Source organism: Cupriavidus lacunae, assembly GCF_003353055.1.
GTDB classification, from domain to species: domain Bacteria; phylum Pseudomonadota; class Gammaproteobacteria; order Burkholderiales; family Burkholderiaceae; genus Cupriavidus; species Cupriavidus lacunae.
This window is the reverse complement of record NZ_QKWJ01000038.1, coordinates 39567-62953: the sequence shown is the minus strand read 5'-3', so window position 1 is coordinate 62953 and position 23387 is coordinate 39567. Positions and strand designations below refer to the sequence as shown.

General features: G+C 68.0%; 17 protein-coding genes. 11 read left to right on the top strand and 6 right to left on the bottom strand.

Annotation, left to right across the window (positions count from 1 at the left end; all coding sequences use genetic code 11):
* The first annotated feature begins 461 nt into the window (after positions 1-461).
* The 7 genes from DN412_RS25295 to DN412_RS25265 all read left to right on the top strand — a co-directional run bounded on the left by DN412_RS25295 (position 462) and on the right by DN412_RS25265 (position 7762).
* The gene (locus DN412_RS25295; protein ID WP_115214088.1) at positions 462-1430 is read left to right on the top strand and encodes a tripartite tricarboxylate transporter substrate binding protein; all 969 of its coding nucleotides are present in this window, start codon (positions 462-464) and stop codon (positions 1428-1430) included.
* A 231-nt stretch (positions 1431-1661) separates the two neighbouring features.
* Complete coding sequence (locus DN412_RS25290; RefSeq protein ID WP_115214087.1) at positions 1662-2135, top strand: tripartite tricarboxylate transporter TctB family protein; 474 nt, start codon at positions 1662-1664, stop codon at positions 2133-2135.
* A gap of 28 nt (positions 2136-2163) precedes the next feature.
* A complete protein-coding gene (locus DN412_RS25285) occupies positions 2164-3678 on the top strand; it encodes a tripartite tricarboxylate transporter permease (protein ID WP_115214086.1) in 1515 nt (504 codons plus the stop codon).
* A gap of 124 nt (positions 3679-3802) precedes the next feature.
* Positions 3803-4861, top strand: coding sequence for an AbrB family transcriptional regulator (locus DN412_RS25280; protein ID WP_115214085.1), 1059 nt, complete (start codon positions 3803-3805; stop codon positions 4859-4861).
* Between the two features lie 50 nt (positions 4862-4911).
* Positions 4912-5325, top strand: a complete 414-nt coding sequence (locus DN412_RS25275; RefSeq protein WP_115214084.1) for a PaaI family thioesterase — start codon at positions 4912-4914, stop codon at positions 5323-5325.
* 5 nt (positions 5326-5330) lie between these two features.
* Positions 5331-6227 (top strand): patatin-like phospholipase family protein, encoded by an 897-nt coding sequence (locus DN412_RS25270; protein WP_115214083.1) that lies wholly within the window; start codon positions 5331-5333, stop codon positions 6225-6227.
* A 65-nt stretch (positions 6228-6292) separates the two neighbouring features.
* On the top strand, positions 6293-7762 hold the full coding sequence (locus DN412_RS25265) for a dihydrolipoyl dehydrogenase family protein (protein ID WP_115214082.1): 1470 nt from the start codon (positions 6293-6295) through the stop codon (positions 7760-7762).
* Positions 7763-7765: 3 nt separating this feature from the next.
* Here DN412_RS25265 and DN412_RS25260 read toward each other — a convergent pair whose 3' ends face one another.
* Positions 7766-9235, bottom strand: a complete 1470-nt coding sequence (locus DN412_RS25260; protein WP_115214081.1) for a sensor histidine kinase — start codon at positions 9233-9235, stop codon at positions 7766-7768.
* Position 9236: 1 nt separating this feature from the next.
* Positions 9237-9911, bottom strand: coding sequence for a response regulator (locus DN412_RS25255; protein WP_078198368.1), 675 nt, complete (start codon positions 9909-9911; stop codon positions 9237-9239).
* Between the two features lie 300 nt (positions 9912-10211).
* Between DN412_RS25255 and DN412_RS25250 the strand changes: the two genes are divergently transcribed.
* Positions 10212-11306, top strand: coding sequence for an ABC transporter substrate-binding protein (locus tag DN412_RS25250; protein WP_208647656.1), 1095 nt, complete (start codon positions 10212-10214; stop codon positions 11304-11306).
* Between the two features lie 19 nt (positions 11307-11325).
* On the opposite strand, the gene DN412_RS25245 is transcribed toward DN412_RS25250, so the two are convergent.
* A complete protein-coding gene (locus DN412_RS25245) occupies positions 11326-12060 on the bottom strand; it encodes a TetR family transcriptional regulator (protein ID WP_115214080.1) in 735 nt (244 codons plus the stop codon).
* Positions 12061-12672: 612 nt separating this feature from the next.
* Here DN412_RS25245 and DN412_RS25240 point away from each other — a divergent pair.
* The 3 genes from DN412_RS25240 (at position 12673) to DN412_RS25230 (ending at position 18626) form a co-directional block, all read left to right on the top strand.
* The gene (locus DN412_RS25240; RefSeq protein WP_115214079.1) at positions 12673-13920 is read left to right on the top strand and encodes an efflux RND transporter periplasmic adaptor subunit; all 1248 of its coding nucleotides are present in this window, start codon (positions 12673-12675) and stop codon (positions 13918-13920) included.
* Between the two features lie 63 nt (positions 13921-13983).
* Complete coding sequence (locus DN412_RS25235; RefSeq protein WP_115214078.1) at positions 13984-17136, top strand: efflux RND transporter permease subunit; 3153 nt, start codon at positions 13984-13986, stop codon at positions 17134-17136.
* 2 nt (positions 17137-17138) lie between these two features.
* Positions 17139-18626 (top strand): efflux transporter outer membrane subunit, encoded by a 1488-nt coding sequence (locus DN412_RS25230; protein WP_115214077.1) that lies wholly within the window; start codon positions 17139-17141, stop codon positions 18624-18626.
* A 919-nt stretch (positions 18627-19545) separates the two neighbouring features.
* On the opposite strand, the gene DN412_RS25220 is transcribed toward DN412_RS25230, so the two are convergent.
* The 3 genes from DN412_RS25220 to DN412_RS25210 form a co-directional block, all read right to left on the bottom strand.
* Positions 19546-20385 (bottom strand): OmpW/AlkL family protein, encoded by an 840-nt coding sequence (locus tag DN412_RS25220; RefSeq protein WP_115214075.1) that lies wholly within the window; start codon positions 20383-20385, stop codon positions 19546-19548.
* 81 nt (positions 20386-20466) lie between these two features.
* Positions 20467-21750, bottom strand: coding sequence for a DUF2957 domain-containing protein (locus DN412_RS25215; protein WP_115214074.1), 1284 nt, complete (start codon positions 21748-21750; stop codon positions 20467-20469).
* Between the two features lie 36 nt (positions 21751-21786).
* Positions 21787-23142: a DUF2957 domain-containing protein gene (locus DN412_RS25210; RefSeq protein ID WP_115214073.1), complete on the bottom strand. Its 1356-nt coding sequence runs from the start codon at positions 23140-23142 to the stop codon at positions 21787-21789.
* Between the last annotated feature and the right edge of the window lie 245 nt (positions 23143-23387).

Below are 23387 nucleotides of genomic sequence, written 5' to 3'. Positions count from 1 at the left end.
CGATCCCCCCGGTGCTACTGTCCTCTGGCGCGGCTTCCTCGTTTTGCACGAAATCACCGAAATGTATCGGATCTTCCAGAAAAACGAGTAAGCCGCCGGAAGTTGTGGGTAAAGGCAAGCGCAGGCGGGAGAGGGGAGCGAATCGGTGGCATCCCCGCGCGCCATCCACGTAAACCCCGAGCCATTCTCCTCCCCTTTGACAGCCTTTTGACAGTTTCCGCCGCCTAGAATCCGCCACATGACCGGTAACTCCGGTCTGACGTTCACCAAAAGTCCAAGAACAGTCCCGGCCACGCCCCGCCAAGCCGGACAGGAGACAAGCACCGGCACTGCGCTTTTGCGCGCAGCCTCCGGCCGCTCTTCCCGTCCCCCGCAATGCAGTGGCTGCCGGAACGCCCGGGTCGGAGCGCGGCTGCCAGCAGGCTGGCATGGCGCGTCCCCGGTACAACCAGGAGACCGCTATGCGCCGTACCTATTCCCGCCTGGCCCATGCCGTAATGGCATCGGCCGCCGTTGCCGCCACCTTTGCCGCCGCGCCGGCCTTTGCGCTGGACAGCGTCAAGGTCATGATCGGCGCCAATCCGGGCGGCGGCTTCGACCAGACCGGCCGCTCGCTGGGCGCCGCGATGATCGCATCGGGGACGGCCAAGACCGCCTCGTACGACAACAAGGGCGGCGCCGGCGGCACCATCGCGCTGACGCAGTTCGTCAACACCGACAAGGGCAACCCCAATGCGCTGATGGTGGTGGGCGCGGTGATGGTGGGCGCGATCGAGACCAACCATCCGCCGGTCACGCTGAAGAACGCCACCCCGATCGCGCGCCTGTTCGCCGACACCATGGTCATCACCGTGCCGGCCAGCTCGCCGATCAAGTCGGTCAAGGACCTGACCACGCAGCTCAAGGCCAACCCGGGCAGCGTCAGCTGGGGCGGCGGCTCCAAGGGTTCGATCGACCATATCCTGGCCGGCCTGATCGCCAAGGAATCGGGCGTCGATCCCAAGAAGATCAACTACGTGCCGTTCCAGGGCGGCGGCGAAGCCTCGGCCTCGATCATGGGCGGCCACGTGACGGTGGGCATTGCCGGCGTGTCGGAGTTCCTGCCCTTCATCAAGAGCGGCAAGATGCGCGCGCTGGCGGTGACCTCCAAGGACCGCACCGCCGATATCCCGACGCTCAAGGAGCAAGGCGTGAACGTCGAGATCTACAACTGGCGCGGCGTGTACGGCGCGCCCGGCATCAGCGCCGAGCAGCGCAAGGCCATGATCGACGCGGTGGTCAAGGCCACCGAGAGCAAGTCGTGGAAGGACACGCTGCAGAAGAACGACTGGACCCCGTTCCTGCTGACCGGCGACGAGTTCGGCAAGTTCGTCGACAGCGAATCGGCCCGCCTGGGCGGCTCGCTGCGTGAACTGGGCGTGGCCAAGTAAGGGCTGCCCGCAGCACCGTCATCGAGCAATACCGCTTCAACCTGCTTTACCTGTCGTGCCTGCCAAACCCGCCGGTGAACCCGGCGGCAGGAAAACGGCGCAGGGCCCGGTGTCCACCTGCGATACCAGACAAATAAACCATATGTCGCCGGGCCTTGCCGCCGCGCGGGCAACCAAGCCAGCGTCGCGGACGCCAGCGCCCCTGCTGGCGACAAAGGCCAAGGAGTCTCCATGAAACCGTCGCACCTCGCCATCGGCATTGCCGTGCTGGCGCTCTCGCTGTTCTTCTTCCTCGGGCTGTCCGGCATCTCCGGCGAGGAGGGCTATGCCGGCCTGTCGCCGCGCTTCGTGCCCACGCTGGTGGCCGTCGGCCTGGGCGTATGCGGCGCGCTGCTGACCTGGCAGGGCGTTCGCGGCGGCTTCCGCAACATGCCGGAGGAAGATGCCGAACTGCCCGACGCACCGCACAACTTCGGCGGCTTCCTGTGGGTGGCCGCGGGCCTGGTGCTGAACATGGCGCTGATCGGCTCGCTTGGCTTCGTGCTGTCGTCCACGCTGTTGATGGTGTGCGTGGCGCGCGGCTACGGCAGCCGCCGCATCGTGCGCGATGCGCTGATCGGCCTGTGCATCACGGTGCCGATGTGGGCGCTGTTTGAATTCCTGCTCGGCATCAACCTGCCGCTGCTGCCCATCGCTGGCTTCTGAGCCCGCCCGTCCAGCAAGGAGTCATCGAATGGAAACCCTGAATCTGCTGATGCACGGCTTTGCCGTCGCGATCACGCCAATCAACCTGATGTGGGCCCTGGTGGGCTGCTTCCTCGGCACCGCCATCGGCGTGCTGCCCGGCATCGGCCCCGCGCTGACGGTGGCGATGCTGCTGCCGCTGACCGCCAAGGTGGAACCCACCGCCGCGCTGATCATGTTCGCCGGCATCTACTACGGCGCCATGTATGGCGGCTCGACCACCTCGATCCTGATGAATACCCCAGGTGAGTCTTCCACCATGGTCACGGCCATGGAAGGCAACCTGATGGCCAAGAACGGGCGCGCCGGCCCGGCGCTGGCCACCGCGGCGATCGGCTCGTTCGTGGCGGGCACCATTGCCACCGTGCTGCTGTCGATGTTCGCGCCGGTGGCGGCGGACGTGGCGCTGCAGTTCGGCCCGGGCGAGTATTTCATGATCATGATGCTCGCGTTCACCACGGTCTCGGCCGTGCTGGGCTCGTCGCTGCTGCGCGGCATGACCGCACTGTTCCTGGGCCTGGGCATCGGCCTGATCGGCATGGATTCGCTGTCGGGCCAGACGCGCTACTCGATGAACGTGCAGGAACTGTACGACGGCATCGACATCGTGGTGGTGGCGGTGGGCCTGTTTGCCGTGGGCGAGGCACTGTTCAACGCGTTCTTCCCGCAGCCGGAGGGCACCTTCAACAAGCTCGGCTCGGTCCACATGAACAAGTCGGACTGGAAGCGCTCGGTCCCGGCGTGGCTGCGCGGCACCATCATCGGCTTCCCGTTCGGGCTGATTCCCGCCGGCGGCGCCGAGATCCCGACCTTCCTGTCGTATGCGACCGAGAAAAAGCTGTCGAACCACAAGGAAGAATTCGGCAAGGTCGGCGCCATCGAAGGCGTGGCCGGCCCCGAAGCGGCCAACAACGCCGCCGTGACCGCCACGCTGGCCCCGCTGCTGACGCTGGGCATCCCGACCTCGAACACCACCGCGATCCTGCTGGCCGCGTTCCAGAACTACAACCTGCAGCCGGGCCCGATGCTGTTCCAGACCTCGGGCGACCTGGTGTGGGGCCTGCTGGCGTCGCTGTACATCGGCAACGTCATGCTGCTGGTGCTGAACCTGCCGGCGATCGGGCTGTGGGTGCGCATGCTGCGCGTGCCCACGCCGCTGCTGTACGGCGGCATCCTGATCTTCGCGGGCCTGGGCGCCTATGGCATCCGCCAGTCGTGGTTCGACCTGCTGCTGCTGTTCGTGGTCGGCCTGCTGGGCATGGTGATGCGCCGCTTCGACTTCCCCACCGCGCCGGTGATCGTCGGCATGATCCTGGGGCCGATGGCCGAGAAGCAGCTGCGCAATGCGCTGTCGATCGGCCAGGGTGACTGGACCCTGTTCCTGCGCCAGCCGATCTCGGCCACCATCCTGGCGCTGACCGTGGCGGTGGTGGTGATCCCGCGCCTGTTGCGCTGGCACGCCACCCGCACCTCGGCGCACGCACAGGCCGACAACGCGGCATGATGCGCGCGATCTTGCGGTAAGCTTTGCGAGGCCCGCACGCCAACGGCGCGCGGGCCTCTTGTCTTTCATCGTCCGTCTTCCAGAACAACAAGCCGCCGGCGCCCCCGCGCCAGGCCGCTGCACCATGCGTCTCTTCTCCAACCGCTGGCTGTCCGCGCTGCCCACGCTGGCGCTCGGGCTCGCCGCCGCCCTGCTCTGTACCGCGTTGCATACCCCGCTGCCATGGATGATCGGCCCGCTGCTGTCCGTGGCCACCGCGCGCATGGCTGGGGCCGACCTGCGCGCGCCGACGCAGGCGCGCAATGCGGGCCAGTGGGTGATCGGCGCGTCGCTCGGGCTCTACTTCACCCCGGACGTGGTGGCGCGGCTGGTGGAGTTCCTGCCCTACATCGTCGCCGGTTCGCTGTTCGCGCTGCTGCTGGGCGCGGGCGGCGCCATCCTGCTGCAGCGGACCACCGGCGTGGCCTTCAAGACCGCGTTCTTCTCCACCGCCATCGGCGGTGCCTCGGAGATGGCCAACCTGGCCGAGCGCAACGGCGCGCGCATCGACCAGGTGGCCGCGGCGCATTCGCTGCGGGTGCTGATGGTGGTGGTGACCGTGCCGGCGATCTTCCAGTACGGCGGCATCCACGGGCTCGATCCTTATATTCCCGGCCCGCGCGTGGTCAGCGCGCCGGGGCTGCTGGCGCTGATCGCCATCACGCTGAGCGTGGCGCTGCTGGTAAAGCGGCTGAACATGCCCAACCCGTTCGTGATCGGCACGCTGCTGGCCGCGGCGGTGCTGACGGCTTCCGGCATTGAGTTGTCGGCCATTCCCACCTGGATGAGCCGCGCCGGCCAGTTGCTCATCGGGGTGTCGCTGGGGGTGCGTTTCTCGCGCGAATTCCTGCATACGGCGCCGCGTTTCCTGTCGGGCGTGGCCCTGTACACGGTGCTGGCGCTGGTGGTGTCGGCGCTGCTCGGCTGGGTGCTGTCGGCGCTGTCGGGCGCGCACCCGGCCGCGGTGATCCTGGGCACCACGCCGGGCGGCATTGCCGAGATGTGCATCACCGCCAAGGTGCTGGAGGTGGGGGTGCCACTGGTGACGGCCTTCCATGTGATCCGGATGGCCTTCGTGGTGCTGGCCACCGGGCCCCTGTATCATTGCCTCAAACATCGCGTCGCGCCGGAGGAGACAGAGTAGCGGTCCGCCACAGGACGGCTGCGGTGCGGCCAGCCAGAACAAGGAGCAGCATGCCCGAAGCCCTGACTCTTGCGGATATCGACGCCACGCTCGAGCGCGTGCTGGCGCCATGGGTACGCCAGCTTGGCCTGCGCGCCGAAGCCGTCGATGCCCAGGGCGTCACACTGCGCCTGCCGTTCAGCGAATCGTTCCGCCATGCGGGCGGTGTGGTCTGCGGCCAGGTGCTGATGTCCGCCGCCGATACCGCCATGATCGTCGCCGTGGCCAGCGCGCTGGGCGCCTTCCGCCCGATGACCACGGTCACGCTGACCACCAGCTTCATGCGCCCGGTGATCGACGGTGACGTGCTGGTGCGTGCCAACGTGCTGCGCCTGGGCAAGACCGTGGCGTTCGGCGAGATCGAGCTGACCGGCGCCGACGGCAAGCTGGCGGTGCAGGCCACCACCACGTACGCGCTGCTCTGATCCCCATGCATTCCGGCTACGCCAATCCCTTTGACCAGATCGTCTTTGCCGGCGGCGGCAACCGCTGCTGGTGGCAGGCGGGCTGGTGGGACACGGTCGCGCCCGAACTGCAGCTGCGCCCGCGCGTGATCGCCGCGATCTCGGCCGGCGCGGCGACGGCATGCATGGTCTATGCGCATGACTCGCACCAGACCATGGACTACTACCGCGAGGTGCTGTCCAACAACCGCCGCAATGCGTACTGGGGCAACCTGCTGCGCAACGAGCGCGTGTTCCCGCATTACGGCATCTACCGCACCGCGCTGCTGACGATCTTTGCCGACGGGCGCCTGTCGCACCTGCAGCAGGCGCCGGAGATCCGCATCGGCGTGGCGCATATCCCGCGCTGGAGCGGCCCGCGCCTGGCGGTGGCCGCGGGGCTGCTGGCGTACAACATCGACAAGCATGTGCTCAAGACGCTGCACCCGCGGCTGGGGCGCAAGCTGGGTTTCCGGCCGGAGTTCGTGCGCGCGCAGGACTGCGCCTCGCCCGAGCAGCTGGCCGACCTGCTGCTGCAATCGGCCTCGACGCCGCCGTTCACGCCGGTGCTGCGCCGCGACGGCCGCCCGGTGCTGGACGGCGGGCTGGTCGACAATGTGCCCGTGGACGCGCTCGATGCCGCGCCGGGCAATGTGCTGGTGCTGGTCACGCGGTTGTACCCGCGCCCGCGCCGTTTCGTGCTTGAGCAAGGCGGCCAGCGCCGCCTGTACCTGCAGCCCTCGCAGCGCGTGCCGATCTCGAGCTGGGACTACACCCGGCCCGATGCCATGACGCACGCCTACGAGCTGGGCCGCCGCGACGGGGAAACTTTCCTGCGCGAGTGGCCGTCGATCCTGAATACCGAACTGCGGCCGGCCGCCTAGTTTCTGTTTCTGGCGCTGGCCTGATTGTTGTCGATGCGGCCCGCGTGCCGCGACAGGAGGCATGGATGACTAAGCGCCAGACAACCCCCGCCGGGGCCAGGGAACCGCGGCGCGCCCGCGAGGTCAGCGCGGCGCCGCCGGTGGAGCAGGTGCCACGCGTGCGCAATGGCCGCACGCGCCGCAACGACAAGGTGCGCAAGGCAGACCTGGTGGTGATCGGCGGCGGCTCGGGCGGCGTGGCCTGCGCGCGGCGCGCAGCGTCGCACGGCGCGCGCGTGATCCTGGTGGAGCGCGACGCCATCGGCGGCACCTGCGTCAACCGCGGCTGCGTGCCCAAGAAGATGCTGTCCTACGGCGCATCCTGGTCGGCCATCCTGTCGGGCTGCCTGTCGCATACCGGCGGGCATGAGGACTGGCGCGATGCCATCGTGCGCGTCAACGCCGAAGTCGCGCGGCTGAACGTCGGCTACACCCAGCGCCTGACCGAGTCCGGCGTCGAGGTGCTGCACGGCGATGCGCTGGTCACGGGCCCCGACGAGGTGCGCGTCGGCGACGAGACCATCCACGCCCGCCGCATCCTGATTGCCACCGGCGCGCGCCCGCGCGTGCTGGACGTGCCCGGCGGCGACCTGGCCGCCAGTTCCGACGATGTCTTCACCTGGCAAAGCCTGCCGGGCTCGATTGCGGTCATCGGCGGCGGCTATATCGGCGTGGAGCAGGCCTCGATCCTGTCGCGCTACGGCGTCAAGGTCGACCTGCTGGTCGCGGGCGACCGGGTGCTGCCGCACTTCGACCACGATATCTCCACGGCGCTGGCCGATGCGCTGGTGGCTCGCGGCGTGCGGCTGCACCTGAACGCCCGCGTGCACCTGCTGAGCCAGGCCAATGGCGCGGTGGAAGTCTGCTACCGCCCCACTGACCGGCCCGGCCAGACCGAGACGGTGCGCGCCCAGGCCGCGCTGGCGGCGATCGGGCGCATTTCCAATGCGCAGGGCCTTGGGCTGGAAGCGCTGGGCATGGCGTTTGCCGACAAGGGCGGCATCCGCGTGGACCGCCAGTTCCGCAGCAACGTGCGCGGCATCTACGCGCTGGGCGACGCCATCGACGGCCTGCACCTGACCCCGGTGGCCACCGCGCAGGGCCGCTGGCTGGCCGACCGGCTGTACGGCCGGCGCGGCGAACGCGCCGATTTCGACTTCGTGCCCACCGCCGTGTTCTGCGAGCCCGCCATCGGCGCCGTGGGCCTGACCGAGGCCCAGGCGATCGCGGCCGCCGGCAAGCCCGAGCGCATTCGTACGGTGGTCAAGCGCTTTGTCTCGCTGGAAAACCGCTTTGGCGGCACGGCGCACCAGTCGATGTTCAAGCTGGTGCTGAACGCGCGCAGCGGGCGCGTGCTGGGTGCGCACCTGATGGACGACGCCGCCCCCGAGATCGTGCAGACGCTGGCGGTGGCACTGCGCCTGGGCGTGCGCGACTCGCACCTGCAGACCACGGTGCAGTTGCATCCGACCGTGGCGGAGGAATTGTTCGGCTAGCGGTTATTCGCCGACCGGAAGCTTGAGCACCGCGCGCACGCCGGTGCCCTGCAGGCCCTCGCCCAACTCCACCGTGCCGCCGAACCGCGCCGCCATCTCGCGCGAGATCGCCAGGCCCAGCCCCGAGCCCGGCTCGGCATTGCCCACGCGCCGGTAGAAGCGCGCGAAGACCTTCTCGCGCTCTTCGGCCGGGATGCCCGGGCCGTCGTCTTCCACCACCAGACAGGCGGTCTGGTCGGCGCGCGTGGCCGACAGCGTGATGCGGCTGCCGCGCGGCGAATACTGGATCGCGTTGTGGACCAGGTTGGCCAGCGCCTCGCGCAGCAGCGCGGCATCGGCGCGCACCGGCAGCTTCAGCCCCGGCACCGGCTCCCAGCCGAAGTCCTGCTGCTTGCCGCGCGCCAGCGGCAGGTAGTCCAGCGCCACCTGCTCGGCCACGGTGACGGCGTCGATAATGTCGATGCCGTCGCTGACCTCGCCCGGCTGCGCGGTGTCGCCGGGGTGCTGGCGTACCCGTGCCAGCGCGAGCAGCTGGTTGGTCAGGCGCGCGGCCTGCTCCAGCTGGATGACGATGCCGCCCACGGCCTCGCCGGCGGCCTGGCGCGCGGCCTCGGGGTCGGGCGCGTGGAGCTGGCGCTGGGCGAATTCGGCCTGGGTCTTCAGGATGGCCAGCGGCGTGCGCAACTGGTGCGCGGCGTCGGCGATGAACTGGGCCTGCGCCTGCGCCATCGCGGCCGAGCGCGACACGTGCAGGTTGACCGCGTCCACCAGCGGGCGCACCTCGGCGGGCACGCGCTCGAACGCGAGCGGCGTCAGGTCGTCCGGCGAACGCGCTTCGACATCGTCGCGCACGCGCGCCAGCGGGCGCAGCACGTAGGTGACGCCGCCCACGAGGATGCCGGCGCTCAGCAGGATCAGCAGCAGGTCGCGCGCCAGCGCGCTGCGCCAGACCGAGCCGATCAGCGCGGTGCGCGGCTCGGCGGTCTCGGCCACCTGGATGACCACGCGCATATGCGCATCGGGCCGGTACACCGGCCGCGCCATGGCGGCGATGCGCACGGCGTCGCCCCGGTATTCGGCGTCGTAGAAGCGCGGCTGGTTGTTGACGAGGTTGCCGGCGGGCAGCGGCAGGTCGTCGTAGCCGGTGACGGTTTCGACCTGGCCGGCGCGCTCAGTCGACACGCGGTAGAACACATGGGTCTGCGCCGCGGTTTCGAACATCTCCATGGCGGCGTCGGGCAGGGTCAGCTGGACGCTGTCGCCGGCCATGCCGATGGCGTTGTCGATGGCGCGGATCGAGCCATAGAGCGAGCGGTCGTAGGCGGTGTTGGCGGCGTCGCGCAGGGTGCCGTAGGTCAGCCAGGTGTCGATCGCCATCATCGCCGCCAGCGCCGGTACCAGCAGCAACAGCAACTGCCGGCGCAGGCTGCCGCGGCGCCACAGCAGCACGGGATGGCGCGGGCTCAGCCGCATGTCAGCGGCCGGCCTCGGGCTCCAGCAGATAGCCGAAGCCGCGCAGGGTGACGATGGTGACGCCGTGCCCGGCCAGCTTCTTGCGCAGCCGGTAGACCAGCACCTCGATCGCGTCGGGAGAGACGTCGGCGTCGAGCGAGAACACCTTGTCGAGCAGCTGCGCCTTGGTCAGCGGCTGGCCGCTGCGTGCCAGCAGCGCGCCCAGCAGGGTCGATTCGCGCGGGGTCAGCGCCAGCGGCGCGCCGTCCAGCGTAAAGCTGCGGGTCTCGCCGTCGAACACCAGCGTGCCGCACTGCAGGCGCGGATGCGCGCGCCCGCGGCTGCGGCGGATCAGTGCCAGCAGCCGCGCTTCGAGCTCGGCGATGGCAAAAGGTTTGGGCAGATAGTCGTCGGCACCCAGGTTCAGGCCGCGCACGCGCTCGTCCAGAGTGTCCTGCGCGGTCAGGATCAGCACCGGGGTGCGGTCGTCGCGCCCGCGCATGGACTTGAGCACGGCCAGCCCGTCCTTGCCGGGCAGGCGCAGGTCGAGCAGCACCGCGTCGTATTCCTCGGCCTGCAGGCGGGCCTCGGCCTGCAGTCCGTCGGCGACGTGCTCGATCACAAAGCCGCCCTGCTCCAGTGCGCGGGCGACCCAGCGCGCCAGTTCGACTTCATCCTCCACCAGCAGGATGCGCATGCCGGTCTCCTCCTCTGCCGGTTGGGTTCATGTTTCGGTTGCGGCGACGGAAAACGTCCGGACAACAAGGGGGCTGCCCCGATGGAGCGTGCCCGCCGCGGGCGCCTATAATACCTCCGCCCCGCCGGTCCCGGCGCGCGTTGTCCGCGCACCAGCGACTTTCCACGCAGCCGTCCCCTTCCGTTTCCGACCACCGTGCCCACGCGTCCGTCCCAGCCGTCCCTGCCGTCCGCTTGCGACGCGCCTGCCTCGGGGCAGCGCCGCCGACTGCTGGGCGCATCGCTGCTGGCCGGCGCCGCCTTGCCGGCCGCGTCGCCCCTTCATGCCCAGTCTAGGCCGCCGGCAGCGCCGCCGGGGTATCCGTCCGGGTATGACGCCACCATTGCCGGCGCCCTGCGCGAAGGCATGGTCACGGTGTACGCATCGACCGACCTGGACGTGGCCCGGCCGCTGATCGCCGCGTTCGAGGCGCGCTACCCCGGCATCCGCGTGCACTACCAGGATCTCAACACGGTCGAGCTCAACCAGCGCTTCCTGGCCGAGACCGCGGCGCTGGACGGCAAGCCGCCCGCACCCGGCGCGGCCTTCGCCGATGTGCTGTGGAGCACAGCCATGGACCTGCAGATCAAGCTGGTCAATGACGGCCATGCGCAGCGCTACGCCTCGCCCGAGCGCGCCGGCCTGCCCGGCTGGGCGGTGTGGCGCGACGAGGCCTGGGGCACCACCTTCGAGCCCGCGGTGATCGTCTACAACCGCCGCCACCTGGCCGGCATGCGCCCGCCGCGCAGCCGCAGCGGCCTGGCGCGGCTGCTGCAGGAAAATGCGCCGCGCTGGCATGGCAAGGTGGTGACGTATGACGTGGAGCGTTCGGGCGTGGGTTACCTGCTGGCGCAGCAGGACGCGCGCATGGGCAGTGAGTTCTGGTACCTGGCGCAGGCGCTGGGACGCGCCGGGGTGCAGCTGTCGGCGTCGACGGCCGAGATGATCGAGCGCATCGCCAGCGGCGAGCTGGTGATGGGCTACAACCTGCTGGGCCCGTACGCGCTGTCGCTGATGGAGCGCGGCGCGGCCATCGATGTGATCGCCCCGCGCGACTACACGCTGGTGATGTCGCGGGTGGCTTTTATCGCCCGGCGCGCGCCGCGGCCCAATGCGGCGCGGCTGTGGCTGGACTACCTGCTGTCGCGCGAGGGCCAGGCGCTGCTGGCCAAGTCGACCTCGCAGCTCTATACCATCCGCACCGATACCGACAGCGTGCACACCGCGGCGGCGCTGTCGGAGCGGCTGGGCTACGCGCTCAAGCCGATCAGCGTCGGCCCGGGCCTGCTGGCGGCGCAGGACGCGATGCGCAAGCGCGCGTTCCTGGCGCGCTGGCGCGAGGCCATGCGCGGGTAGGACGACGGCGCTGGCGGGCTCAGGGCACCAGGTCGCCGGTATCGAGGCGTCCGTCCGGGCAGGCCTGCTGGCACAGCGTGGACAGTTCCTGGTCCAGCTCCGCCATCGGGCGCGGCACGTAGCCGTGGCGCAGCGCCGGCGAGAACTTCAGGGTATCGATGAAGGCGTCGGACAGGCGCTCGGCGTTGGTGTCGAGGTCGAAGTCCTGCGGTGAGAACAGCCAGTGCGCCAGCACCCCGCCGATGGCGGCATGGAAGGCATTGACGGCCAGGTCCAGGTCCAGGTCGGCGGGCAGCTGGCCGCGCTCCAGGGCCAGGCGCAGGTGTTCGCGCATCTTGACCAGCCCGTCCTGGTGCGACTGTCGCTGGCGCTCGAAGATGGCGCCGTTGTCCTGCACCATTTCGCACTTGTGGAAGATGATCTCGAAAATCCGGCGCCAGCGCGGGTTGATCACGGTCTGGCGCATCACATAGGCGCAGATATCGCGGATGCCGCCGAGCGGGTCTTCCTGGCGCGCCAGCCGCTCGGGGTCGCACAGCGCCTCCACCGGCAGGTGGACGCGATCGCACATGGCGGCGAACACGTCGCTCTTGTTCTTGAAGTGCCAGTAGATCGCGCCGCGGGTGACACCCGCGGCCTCGGCGATGTCGGCCAGCGACGGGCGTGCCACGCCGCGCGCGTGGAACACGGCTTCGGCCGCGTCGAGAATCCGGTGGCGCGTTTCAAGCGCCTCTTCCTTGGTGCGTCTGACCATTTTTGTCTCTGGTGCCGGCGGCATGACGACGGGGCAGTCATGGCCAGCTTTGTTGGTTCTCCCTGGTGCGGCCGCCGGGCAGCCGCACGGGCCGGCGCACGCGCCGGCGGGTCGTTGTCGTCACATGGCAATGTGGTTGCAGCTTACGAGCCGACACGACGGCGCGCATCCTAACCCGGGCCGGCGGTTTGCGCCGTGATTCCGGGCGGATTGCGGGACATTTCGGATCGATCCGATGGATTGACCGGCGTTGGATCCGTATTGCCGCGGCCTTGGGGTACAGGGTTGTGCGCCGAAAGGCCCTTCCGCAACATCAACTTAACATACATGCTTGAATGTATATATAATACGCGCTTGCCCGGCATTCGGCCAGCCGCCTTCTGTGACATACCCAGCACAGTTGGCAATTCCTGCCGCAGGCCAGCCGGTCATGAATCCAGTCGTTACATAAAGGCCACCGTTCGTCGCATCTGACACTGCGACGCCGCGATTTGTGGCTAGCATCACGCTTTTGTCCGCCGCAAACCGTGCGGCGCGCCGTGTCGTTTCCGTTTGTCTGATGACAGATCGGGGCAATGCGGCAGATCTCAAATTGCCATCATGGGGTTATCGATGAGGAAGTCCCAACGTATCAGCTGCGTTGCAGCTTATGCACTAGCGGCGCTGTCGGCCGTGGCGCTGTCCGCCTGCGGCGACAAGAAGGCCGCGGGCGCTGCCCCGCCGCCGCCCGAAGTGGGTGTGGTGACCGTGACGCCGTCGCAGGTCGCCGTCGTCAATGAACTGCCGGGCCGACTGGAAGGCGTGCGCACGGCCGAAGTGCGGGCTCGCGTCGAAGGCGTCGTGCTGTCGCGCAACTACACCGAAGGCGGCGAAGTGAAGGCCGGCCAGGTGATGTTCCGCATCGACCCGGCACCCTACCAGGCCGAGCTGGCCTCGGCCCAGGCCGCGCTGCAGCGCGCCGAGGCCAACGCCGTGTCGGCGCGCCTGAAGGCCGACCGCTACAAGCCGCTGGTGGCCGTCAACGCGGTCAGCAAGCAGGAGTTCGACGACGCCGTGGCCGGTGCCGGCCAGGCCAACGCCGACGTGGCCTCGGCCAAGGCGGCGGTGCGCACCGCCCAGATCAACCTGGGCTACACCACCGTGACCGCGCCGATCAGCGGCCGCGCCGGCCGTGCGCTGGTGACCGAGGGCGCGCTGGTGGGCAAGGGCGAGGCAACCAAGCTGGCGCTGGTGGAGCAGGTCGACCCGATGTGGGTCACCTTTACCCAGCCTGCTTCGGAAGTCACGCGCCTGCGCCGCGCCATCGAGTCCGGCGCGGTCAAGGGCATGAACGGCGGCGCCAAGGTGCACCTGTACGTCGAAGACGGCCGGGAATACGAGCAAACCGGCAAGCTGCTGTTCTCGGACATGACCGTGGACCCGACCACCGGCGCGATCACGCTGCGTGCGCAGTTCCCGAACCCGAAGCGCGAACTGCTCTCGGGCACCTTCGTGCGCGTGAAGATCGAGCAGGGCATGGACGAGAACGCGCTGACCGTGCCGCAGCGGGCGCTGATCCGCGGCGCGCAGGGTGCCAGCGTGATGGTAGTGGGCACGGACGGCAACGTCGCGGCGGTGCCGGTCAAGGCGCCCCAGGCCATCGGCGACAGCTGGGTGGTGACCGAGGGCCTCAAGGGCGGCGAGAAGGTGATCGTCGAGGGCCTGCAGAAGATCAAGGTGGGCGCGCCCGCCAGGGCGGTGCCGTTTGTCGCGGCCGGAGCCTCGGCGCCGGCCGCGTCGCCAGCCTCGGCAACCGCCCCGGCCTCGGCCCCGAAGACCGAGGCCCAGTCCGAAGCCAAGTCTGACGCCAAGAAGGGCTGAACCCTGCCCTATCAGCAATACGGCAAATACGGCTAGACCGCCAGACCAAAGGGAGCCAGTTTTATGGCCAAGTTTTTTATCGACCGGCCGGTGTTCGCGTGGGTGCTCGCGCTGATCATCGTGCTGGGCGGCGTGCTGTCGATCCTGCAGTTGCCGATCGCGCAGTACCCGAACATCGCCCCGCCGACGATCTCGGTCACCGCCACCTATCCGGGTGCGTCGGCCAAGACGCTGGAGGATTCCGTCACCTCGGTGATCGAGCAGGAGCTCAACGGCGCGCCCAACCTGCTGTACTACAACTCGACCAGCGAGTCGTCGGGCCTGGCGTCGATCACGATCGCCTTCGCGCCGGGTTCGAACATCGACCTGAACTCGGTCGAAGTGCAGAACCGCCTCAAGCGCGTGGAAGCGCGCCTGCCGGCCGAAGTGCGCCAGCAGGGCGTGCGCGTGGACAAGGCCGGGAACAACTACATGATGTTCCTGACGGTCGCGTCCAAGTCAGGCACGGCCGACGCCATCCAGCTTGGCAACTACATCTCGTCGCAGGTGATCGACTCGATCCGCCGCGTGCCCGGCGTGGGCCAGGCCGACCTGTTCGGCACCGAGTACGCCATGCGGATCTGGCTGGATCCGGCCAAGCTGACCGGCTACAACCTGACCCCGCTGGACGTTACCGCCGCGGTGGGCGAGCAGAACATCCAGGTCGCCGTGGGCGAACTGGGCGGCACCCCCTCGCCCAGGGGCACCGAGCTCAATGCCACCGTCACCACCGAAAGCCGCCTGACCACGCCTGAGCAGTTCGGCAACATCCTGCTGCGCACCAACTCCGATGGTTCCTCGGTGCGCATCAAGGACGTCGGCCACGTGGAACTGGGCGGTGCCGACTACTCGACGCTGGCCCGCACCAACGGCCGCCCGTCGGCGGCCATCGCCATCAAGCTGGCCCCGACCGGCAACGCGCTGGCCACGGCCACCGCCGTGCGCGCCAAGATGGAAGAGCTGTCGAAGAACTTCCCGGCGGACTACGAGTACAGCGTGCCTTACGACACGTCGGCCTTCGTCAAGATCTCGATCGAGGAAGTGATCAAGACGCTGCTCGAAGCCGTGGTGCTGGTGTTCCTGGTGATGTTCCTGTTCCTGCAGAACTTCCGCGCCACCATCATTCCGACACTGGTGGTGCCGATCGCGCTGCTGGGTACGTTCGGCGCGTTGCTGGCATTCGGCTTCTCGATCAACGTGCTGACCATGTTCGGCATGGTGCTGGCCATCGGTATCCTGGTGGACGATGCCATCGTGGTGGTCGAGAACGTCGAGCGGATCATGAGCGAGGAAGGGCTCTCGCCGCGTGAAGCGACCCGCAAGGCCATGGGCCAGATTACCGGCGCCATCGTCGGCATCACGCTGGTGCTGACCGCGGTGTTCATCCCGATGGCGTTCTTCTCGGGCTCGGTGGGCAACATCTACCGCCAGTTCTCGCTGTCGCTGATCGCTTCGATGGCGTTCTCGGCGCTGCTGGCGCTGACGCTGACTCCGGCGCTGTGCGCGACGCTGCTCAAGCCCGTCGAAGCCGGCCACCACCATGAGAAGAAGGGCTTCTTCGGCTGGTTCAACCGCACCTTCGCGCGCGCCTCGACCAGCTACCAGGGCGTGGTGGCGCGCATCCTCAAGCGCACCGGCCGCTACCTGATCATCTATGCGGTCATCATCGTCGGCGTGGTGGTGCTGTTCAAGCGCCTGCCGTCGTCGTTCCTGCCTGACGAAGACCAGGGCTACATGATCACCGTGGTGCAGCTGCCCAACGGCGCGACCCAGGACCGTACCATCGGCGTGCTCAAGCAGATCGAGGACTACTACCTGCAGAAGGAAAGCAAGGTGGTGGACCAGATGATCACCGTGGCGGGCTTCTCCTTCTTCGGCCGCGGCCAGAACGGCGGTATCGCGTTCGTGCGCCTGAAGGACTGGAAGGAGCGCACCGGCGCGAACGAAACCGCGCAGGCGCTGGTCGGCCGTGCCTTCGGTGCACTGTCGTTCATCAAGGACGCGATCATCTTCCCGCTCAACCCGCCGGCGATTTCCGAGCTGGGCAATTCCTCAGGCTTTGACTTCCGCCTGCAGGACCGCACCGGCCAGGGCCACGCCAAGCTGATGGAAGCGCGCAACATGATGCTCGGCATGGCGGCCAAGAGCCCGGTGCTGATGGGCGTGCGCCCGGAAGGCCAGGAAGATGCGCCGCAGCTGCAGATCGACATCGACCGCGAGAAGGCCAAGGCGCTCGGCGTCACGGTGGCGAACATCAACTCGACGCTGTCGATCGCGTTTGGCTCGAACTACGTCAACGACTTCATCTATGAAGGCCGCGTGCGCAAGGTGATCGTGCAGGCCGACGGCGCCGACCGCCGCCTGCCGGACGACCTGACCAAGCTGCGCGTGCGCAACAGCAACGGCGACATGGTGGCCTTTGCTGCGTTCGCGACGTCCAAGTGGGTGATGGGCTCGCCGCGCCTGGAGCGCTACAACGGCATGCCGGCGGTGAAGCTGGCGGGCCAGGCCGCGCCGGGACGCAGTACCGGTGAAGCCATGCGCGTGATGGAAGAGAACTTCGCCAAGCTGCCGCCGGGCTTCGGCTTCGAGTGGTCCGGTCAGTCGTATGAAGAACGCCTGGCCGGCTCGCAGGAACCGATCCTGTACACGCTGTCGCTGATTATCGTGTTCCTGTGCCTGGCCGCGCTGTATGAAAGCTGGTCGATCCCGTTCTCGGTGCTGCTGGTGGTGCCGCTGGGCGTGCTGGGTGCGCTGCTCGGCGTGACGCTGCGCGGCATGCCCAACGACGTGTACTTCAAGGTGGGCCTGATCGCCACCATCGGCCTGTCGGCGAAGAACGCCATCCTGATCGTGGAATTCGCCAAGGACCTGCAGGCGCAAGGCAAGGGCCTGCTCGAAGCCACGCTGGAAGCGGTGCACCTGCGCTTCCGCCCGATCCTGATGACGTCGATGGCGTTCATCCTGGGCGTGCTGCCGCTGGCGATCGCCACCGGCGCGGGCTCGGGCAGCCAGCGCGCCATCGGTACCGGCGTGATGGGCGGGATGATCACGGCCACGGTGCTGGCGATCTTCCTGGTGCCGGTCTTCTTCGTCGTGGTGCGCAAGCGCTTCAAGGGCAGTGCCCGCCAGCACATGCTGGACCAGAAGTGGCACGAGCCGAAAGAGGAAATCTGAACATGACCAAGACTCTGACCACGCTGCTGCTGGTGGCCGGCGTTCTGACGGGGTGCACGCTGGCGCCCCACTATGACCGCCCTGCCCCGCCGGTGGCAGGCAGCTTCCCGGTGGCGCCCGAGGGCTACGCCACCGCCGAGGCGAAGAGCGGCGAGACCCGCCGCGCCGTCGACATCGGCTGGCGCGAGTTCTTCCGCGACCCGCGCCTGCAGTCGCTGATTGCGACCTCGCTGGAAAACAACCGCGACCTGCGCACCGCCGCGCTGCGCATCGAGGAAGCGCGCGCGCAGTACCAGGTGCAGCGCGCCGACCTGCTGCCGACGGTGAACGCGAATGCTGGCTATACTCGTGCCAGCACCAACGCTGCCACGGGGGTATCGGTTCTGGGCCAGCCTGCGGTATCGCAAGTCTACTCGGCCAGCCTCGGCATCTCGTCCTACGAGCTGGACTTCTTCGGCCGCGTGCGCAGCCTGTCGAACGCGGCGCTGGCGCAGTACTTCTCCACCGAAGAGGCGCATCGTTCGGCGTATATCTCGCTGGTGTCGGAAGTGGCCAAGGCCTACCTGTCCGAGCGTTCCTTCGCCGAGCAATACGAGATTGCACGGGACACACTCAAGGCGCGCGAGAGCACCTATGGGCTCGCCAAGCAGCGCTTCGACGTCGGCGCCACGTCCGCCCTGGACCTGCGCGACAACGAGTCGCTCGTGGCCCAGGCGCGTGTCGCCGCCGCGCAGCTCGCACGCCAGCGCGCGCAGGCGCAGAACGCGCTCGAAGTGCTGGTGGGCAAGCCGATCGGCAGCATCGAGAACCTGCCCGAGCCGATGCGCCTGTCCGACGAACGCATCATCAGCGATATTCCCGCGGGCCTGCCTTCGGACCTGCTGGAGCAACGCCCGGACATCCGCCAGGCCGAACAGCAGTTGCTGTCGGCCAACGCGAATATCGGCGCGGCACGCGCGGCGTTCTTCCCGCGCATCACGCTGACCACCAGCATTGGCACTATCAGCCCGACGTTCTCGAACCTGTTCGATGCCGGCACTAAGGCGTGGTCGTTCGCGCCGCAACTGACGCTGCCGATCTTCGACTATGGCCGCAACAAGTCCAACCTGGACCTGGCCAATGTGCGCAAGAACATCCAGGTGGCCAACTACGAGAAGACCATCCAGACGGCCTTCGCGGAAGTGGCGGATGCGCTGGTGGCGCGCGGCACGCTGGAAGACCAGGTGGCCGGCCAGGAAGATGTGCGCAATGCCGAAGCCGCGCGCTACGAACTGGCGCGCGTGCGCTTCCGCAGCGGGATTGCCAGCTACCTGGACGAGCTCGATGCGCAGCGCCAGCTGTTCACCGCCGAGCAGGCGCTGATCCAGGCGCGGCAGCTGCGGCTGAACAACGCGATCGATTTGTACCGGTCGCTGGGTGGCGGGTTGCAGGAGAGCGGTTCGGTGGCGCAGCAGGGGATGCCTGCGGGACAGGGGACGGTGACGCAGTAGGGTTGCTGTTTGCTGTTGCTGCAATGAGAAACGACGCGCTCAGGTGCGTCGTTTTTTTTTGGGGAGGGCCGCGGGGGGTTATCGTGCTTGGCTGGCGTGGGGTGTTTCGCCGGTTTAGCCGGTGGGGCTTCTTGCTCTTTGGCTTGGTTATGTAGGTCGGGTTCGATGTTGTCGTAGGTTTAAGCGCCTGGTTCCGCCCTGCTGGGCGGGTCACTTTTTGTCCGAGCGACAAAAAGTAACCAAAAAACGCGTCGCCTCAGGCGGCTGGCCACCAATTTGGTGGTGGGGGTGGTTCGAGCGGCGGTGCTTGCCATTTGGCGTGGTTGGCCGTTCGAGCCTGCTACGCACCCTGTCTGTGCCCACATCAACGGACTATTGGACGAACCCGACTTTAGGCGGTTGGCAGCCTGCTAAGTACCGCGTCGGTGGGACGCCTACGGCTGCGCTTCGCGCGGGCCCTAACGTGGCAGGCGGACGACCACGTTCTGATTTGCGCTCTTTTTTTTGGGGCCCGGCATCCCGACCGCGCCGTGCGAGCGCAGCGACGCACTCCGTGCCCGAGCCCCCGACCTGCGATACTGAGTGCGCGCAGCGCAGCCGAAGGCGTCCCACCGATGACCTCATTAGTAGGCTGCCAATAACCTAAAGTCGGGTTCGTCCAATAGTCCGTCGACGTAGGCACCGGACAGGGTGCGTAGCAGGGTCGAACGGCCAATCACGCCAAATGGCAAGCACCGCCGCCCGAACCACCCCCACCACCAAATGGATGGCAGCCGCCTGAGGCGACGCGTTTTTTGGTTACTTTTTGTCGCTCGGACAAAAAGTGACCCGCCCAGCAGGGCGGAACCAGGCGCTTAAACCTACGACAACATCGAACCCGACCTACATCCCCAACCCAACAAGCAGAAAGCCCACCCAATCAAAACTTATACGAAGCCGCCAAAAAGAACACCAACGGATCCGGCTCCAGCTTGGTCTTCGACGTCGACAGCACCATCCCATTGGCCGCCTTGATCGTCATCGTCGACGTCGTCTTCAGCGGAATATACGTCACCGCCGCCGTCACGCCCCAATGCTCGTCAAAGTTATAGGTGCCGCCGACATTGAATACCGGCGCCCATGACGACGACGCATCCGCGCTCACCGACGTCGGGCCCGGAATCCCCGCCCCCGCCGCCAGGATCGCGCCGAGGTTGTTGTTGACCGAACTCGCAAACGCCGGATTGACCTCGATGTTGGTAAAGAAGTTGTACGAAACCCCCAGCCCCAGGAACGGCCGGAAGCGCGTGCCCGGATCCAGGAAGTGGTATTGCACCATCGCCGCCGGACTCCACTGGCGTGCCTTGGTGATGATGGGATTCAGCGACGGGTCGCCCAGGCTCTGGCGGCCGAGCGCGCCGGCCGGACCCGGCGGGATCAGCTCGCCGTGGCCATAGAGCTTGAACTCCGGCGGGATGCCGCCCACCGCGGTGACCGCGATATGGTCGGTGACAAAGTGGCTGAAGGTCAGCCCCAGCGTATTGGCATTGGATGACGAGAGGCTGCTGCCCGGTGCGGTGAAGCTGGACGGCAGCCCGAGCGGGTAGTTGATCGGCACGTCGAGCAGCGTGGTCGTCAGCGGGTCGCTCTGGCCGTGCGTCTGGATATAGAACCAGCCGGCGGATACCACGTTGTCGCCCTTCTTCTGGGCATGGGCAGGCAGGGCGAAGCTGGCCAGCGCGGCCAGCATCAGCGTGAGAGTGAGGCGTATGGTCTTCATCTTGTGTCCCCCGGCAGTGGATGTCTTTGTTGGTCGAGTCGTGGTGGCCCGGGCTGCGGTGGCCCGGGCATTGCAGCGTGCTTACTGCACGAACGCGCCGACGGTGAAGTACGGGCCGCTGTCGCGCTGTTCCAGGAAGCCGAACACGCCGCCGGTGAACATCAGCTTGCCGGTCGGCGCCGAACCCGCGGGCGCATCGCGCCGCGAAGTGCGGACCACGCCCGGCACCTGCTGCGAGTAGTCCAGCTGGTAGGGAATCGCCAGCGACGCGTCGGACGGCCGGAACGGATCCATCATGGTCGCGGCGGCCCCGACCAGCGCGGTCACGCGGTAGTTGAAGTTGCTGTCGACGCCGACGTACTCGCCGTTGACCGTGCCCTGGGTGATCGTCATCGCCGGCGCCATCATGCCGATGCCGATCTCGTCGTCGGCGCCGAGCGGGCCGTTGGCGAGCGAGTCATTGGCATAGCCCACGCGGATCATGATCGGCACCAGCTGGCCGCGCAGCTTGCCCACGATCAGGTAGGCCTTGCCCAGCGTGCTGCCCAGCGTGGGCGGCTGGCTCTCGGCCTTGTAATTGGTCGACAGCAGCGCGCCGTTGGCCTGCGGTACGAAGTTGTTGCCCTTGCGCTCGCAGGTGTTGGTGGCGTTGTCGCAGACGGTGAATGAACCATCCGCGGCCAGCGCCATGCGGTAGTCCTGCGCCACCGTCTTGAACTGCTTGGACGGCACTTCGTGGAAGCCCGTGCCGTTGTACTGCCCGGTAATCTTCGACAGGTCGGTCTCGGTCTGCGCGAAGCCGATGAACTGGAAATACGGGAAGGTGGTATCCGGCACCGCGCCGGCACCGAGCACGCCGTTGAACTGGATGCGCGCGCCAGGGATGGTGCCGCCCATCACGCCTTCGCCGACGAAGAGCTTGGCCGGGCGGTTCGGATCGAGGCTGGCCCCGGTCAGCTCGAATGCGCACTGGTTCAGCTTCTCGGTCGGCAACCCCGTCTCCGCCTTCAGCGTGCCGCGCATCACGTTCTGCCCGTTGGTCGGGTCGCTGCGCGTGGGCTGCACGGTGCCGGTCTGGCGCGGCACCGAGGAATCCAGGAAGGTCACCTGCCAGGTCTTCTTGGTGGTGTCGATCTGCACCTTCACCAGCTCGCCGGAGCCGGTGCCGCCGGTGAAGGTGGTGGTGTAGTCCAGCGATGCCGGGCATAGCCGCGTCTGCACGGCCGCGGGCGTGGACGGCGCGTCGTCGCCGCCGCCTCCGCCGCCGCAGGCGGCAAGCATGGCGGTGGCGGCCACGGCCAGCGCACGCGCCGGCACCGTGGATGGGCGCGAAGCCCGCGACAGGATCATTCGATGGGATTGCATGGCGTTGTCTCCTCGGTGTTTTTGTCTGTGGTGTGTTCAGGGTGCCGCCAGCACGCCGACGCGGAAGGTCGGGCTGGCGCCGCCGGTGCCGGACAGGTGGCTGAAGACGCGGCCGCTCGCGACGAGCGCGCCGGTAGTGCCGCTGTTATCGGTGGTGGCCACCATGCCCGGTGCGGTCTGCGTGAAGTCGAGCTGGAAGCCGCCGGTCTGGTTCATCGTCATCGGATCGAGCAGGTCCACGCGCGCACCCTTGATCAGCGATGCCGTGTAGGCAAAGTCGCTGCCCGAGCCGATATAGCCGCCGTCAAGCTGGCCGCTGGCCACCAGCCTGGCCGGCGCCATCAAGGCCAGCCCCGATTCATCGTCGACATTGACCGTCAGCGGCAGCAGCGAGATCTGCGCGTAGCCGGTGCGCACCAGCAGCGGCACCAGCGCGCCATTGAGCTTGCCCACCACCATCAGCCCCTTGGCGCGGCTGGCGTTGTTGCTGGTGATGGCCTGGCTCTGGAACGACGGGTAGCGGCGGCTGCCGTCGGCGTTGCTGCTTTCGAAGGCGCCGTCGGCGCTGCGCAGCTTCCAGCTGTTGCCGGTGCTGAGGCAGTTGCCGGCCGACGCCGTGCAGCTGCCATCGGTCTTCAGCGTCTCGGTGGTCTGCGCGGTCGCGGGCGTGAAGTGGCTCGACGCAGTCAACGAGCCGCCGGACGGCACCTGGTGGTAGCCCAGCAGGTTGTAGCTGCCGGCCACCTTGGTGAAGTCGGTCTCGGTCTGCGCGAATGCCAGCACCGGATAGAACGGGAATGTGGTGGCCGGGATCGCGCCCAGTCCGAGCACGCCCGGGTAGGAGATGGTGGCACCCGGGATGCCGCCGCCGGCGACGCCGTTGCCCAGGAAGATCACCGGCGGCTTGGCGCTGTCGATATTGGCCTGCGAGGTGCCGTCAGACGCCGTGGCGGTCTGCAGCGCGACCGCGCAGCGGTTCTGCTCGGCGGTCGGCAGCGAGGTCAGCTTGGCGAAGGTGCCGGTGAAGGTCACGCCCGCGCGCGTCGGGCTGACGCTGCCGGGTTGCTTGGGTACCGGCGACTCGATGATGTCCAGCTGGTAGGTGCGGGCCGCGGTGTCGAAGCGCAGCCTGACCAGCTCGCCGGCGCCGGAGCCGCCGGTGAAGGTGGTGCTGTAGTCCAGCGCCGCCGGGCACAGCGATCCGGGCGGGCCGCCGATGGTGACCGGCCCCTGCGCGGGGCAGGTGCCCGTGTCCGCGCATTGCGGCGGTGCCTGCGTGCTGGCGCGCGGCGCCTCTTCATTGCCGCCGCCGCCACCGCAGCCGGCCAGCGTCGCGGCAAGACTCACCCCTGTCAAAACGAAAGTGCTGCGTCGAAGCATCGACATGGTCATGGCCTGTCTCCTGATTTTTCTGGCGACCCCTGGTTCTGGATCTGCTGTCCGGCTCTGTGTCCGGATCCCTCCCGGGTGCGGCGACTCTCGCCGCTCGCGTGTTTTTGCGTCAATAGAGCGGCCGTTCCAAACAGGCGTACCTGCCGTGCGTGCCGCGTGTGGCGGTGGATTGCGGGTCTTGCACGGACTGCGCGGCAAGCGGCGCGGCCAGCGATTCAAACGCACGGTGCGCGCCGCTTTGCCGC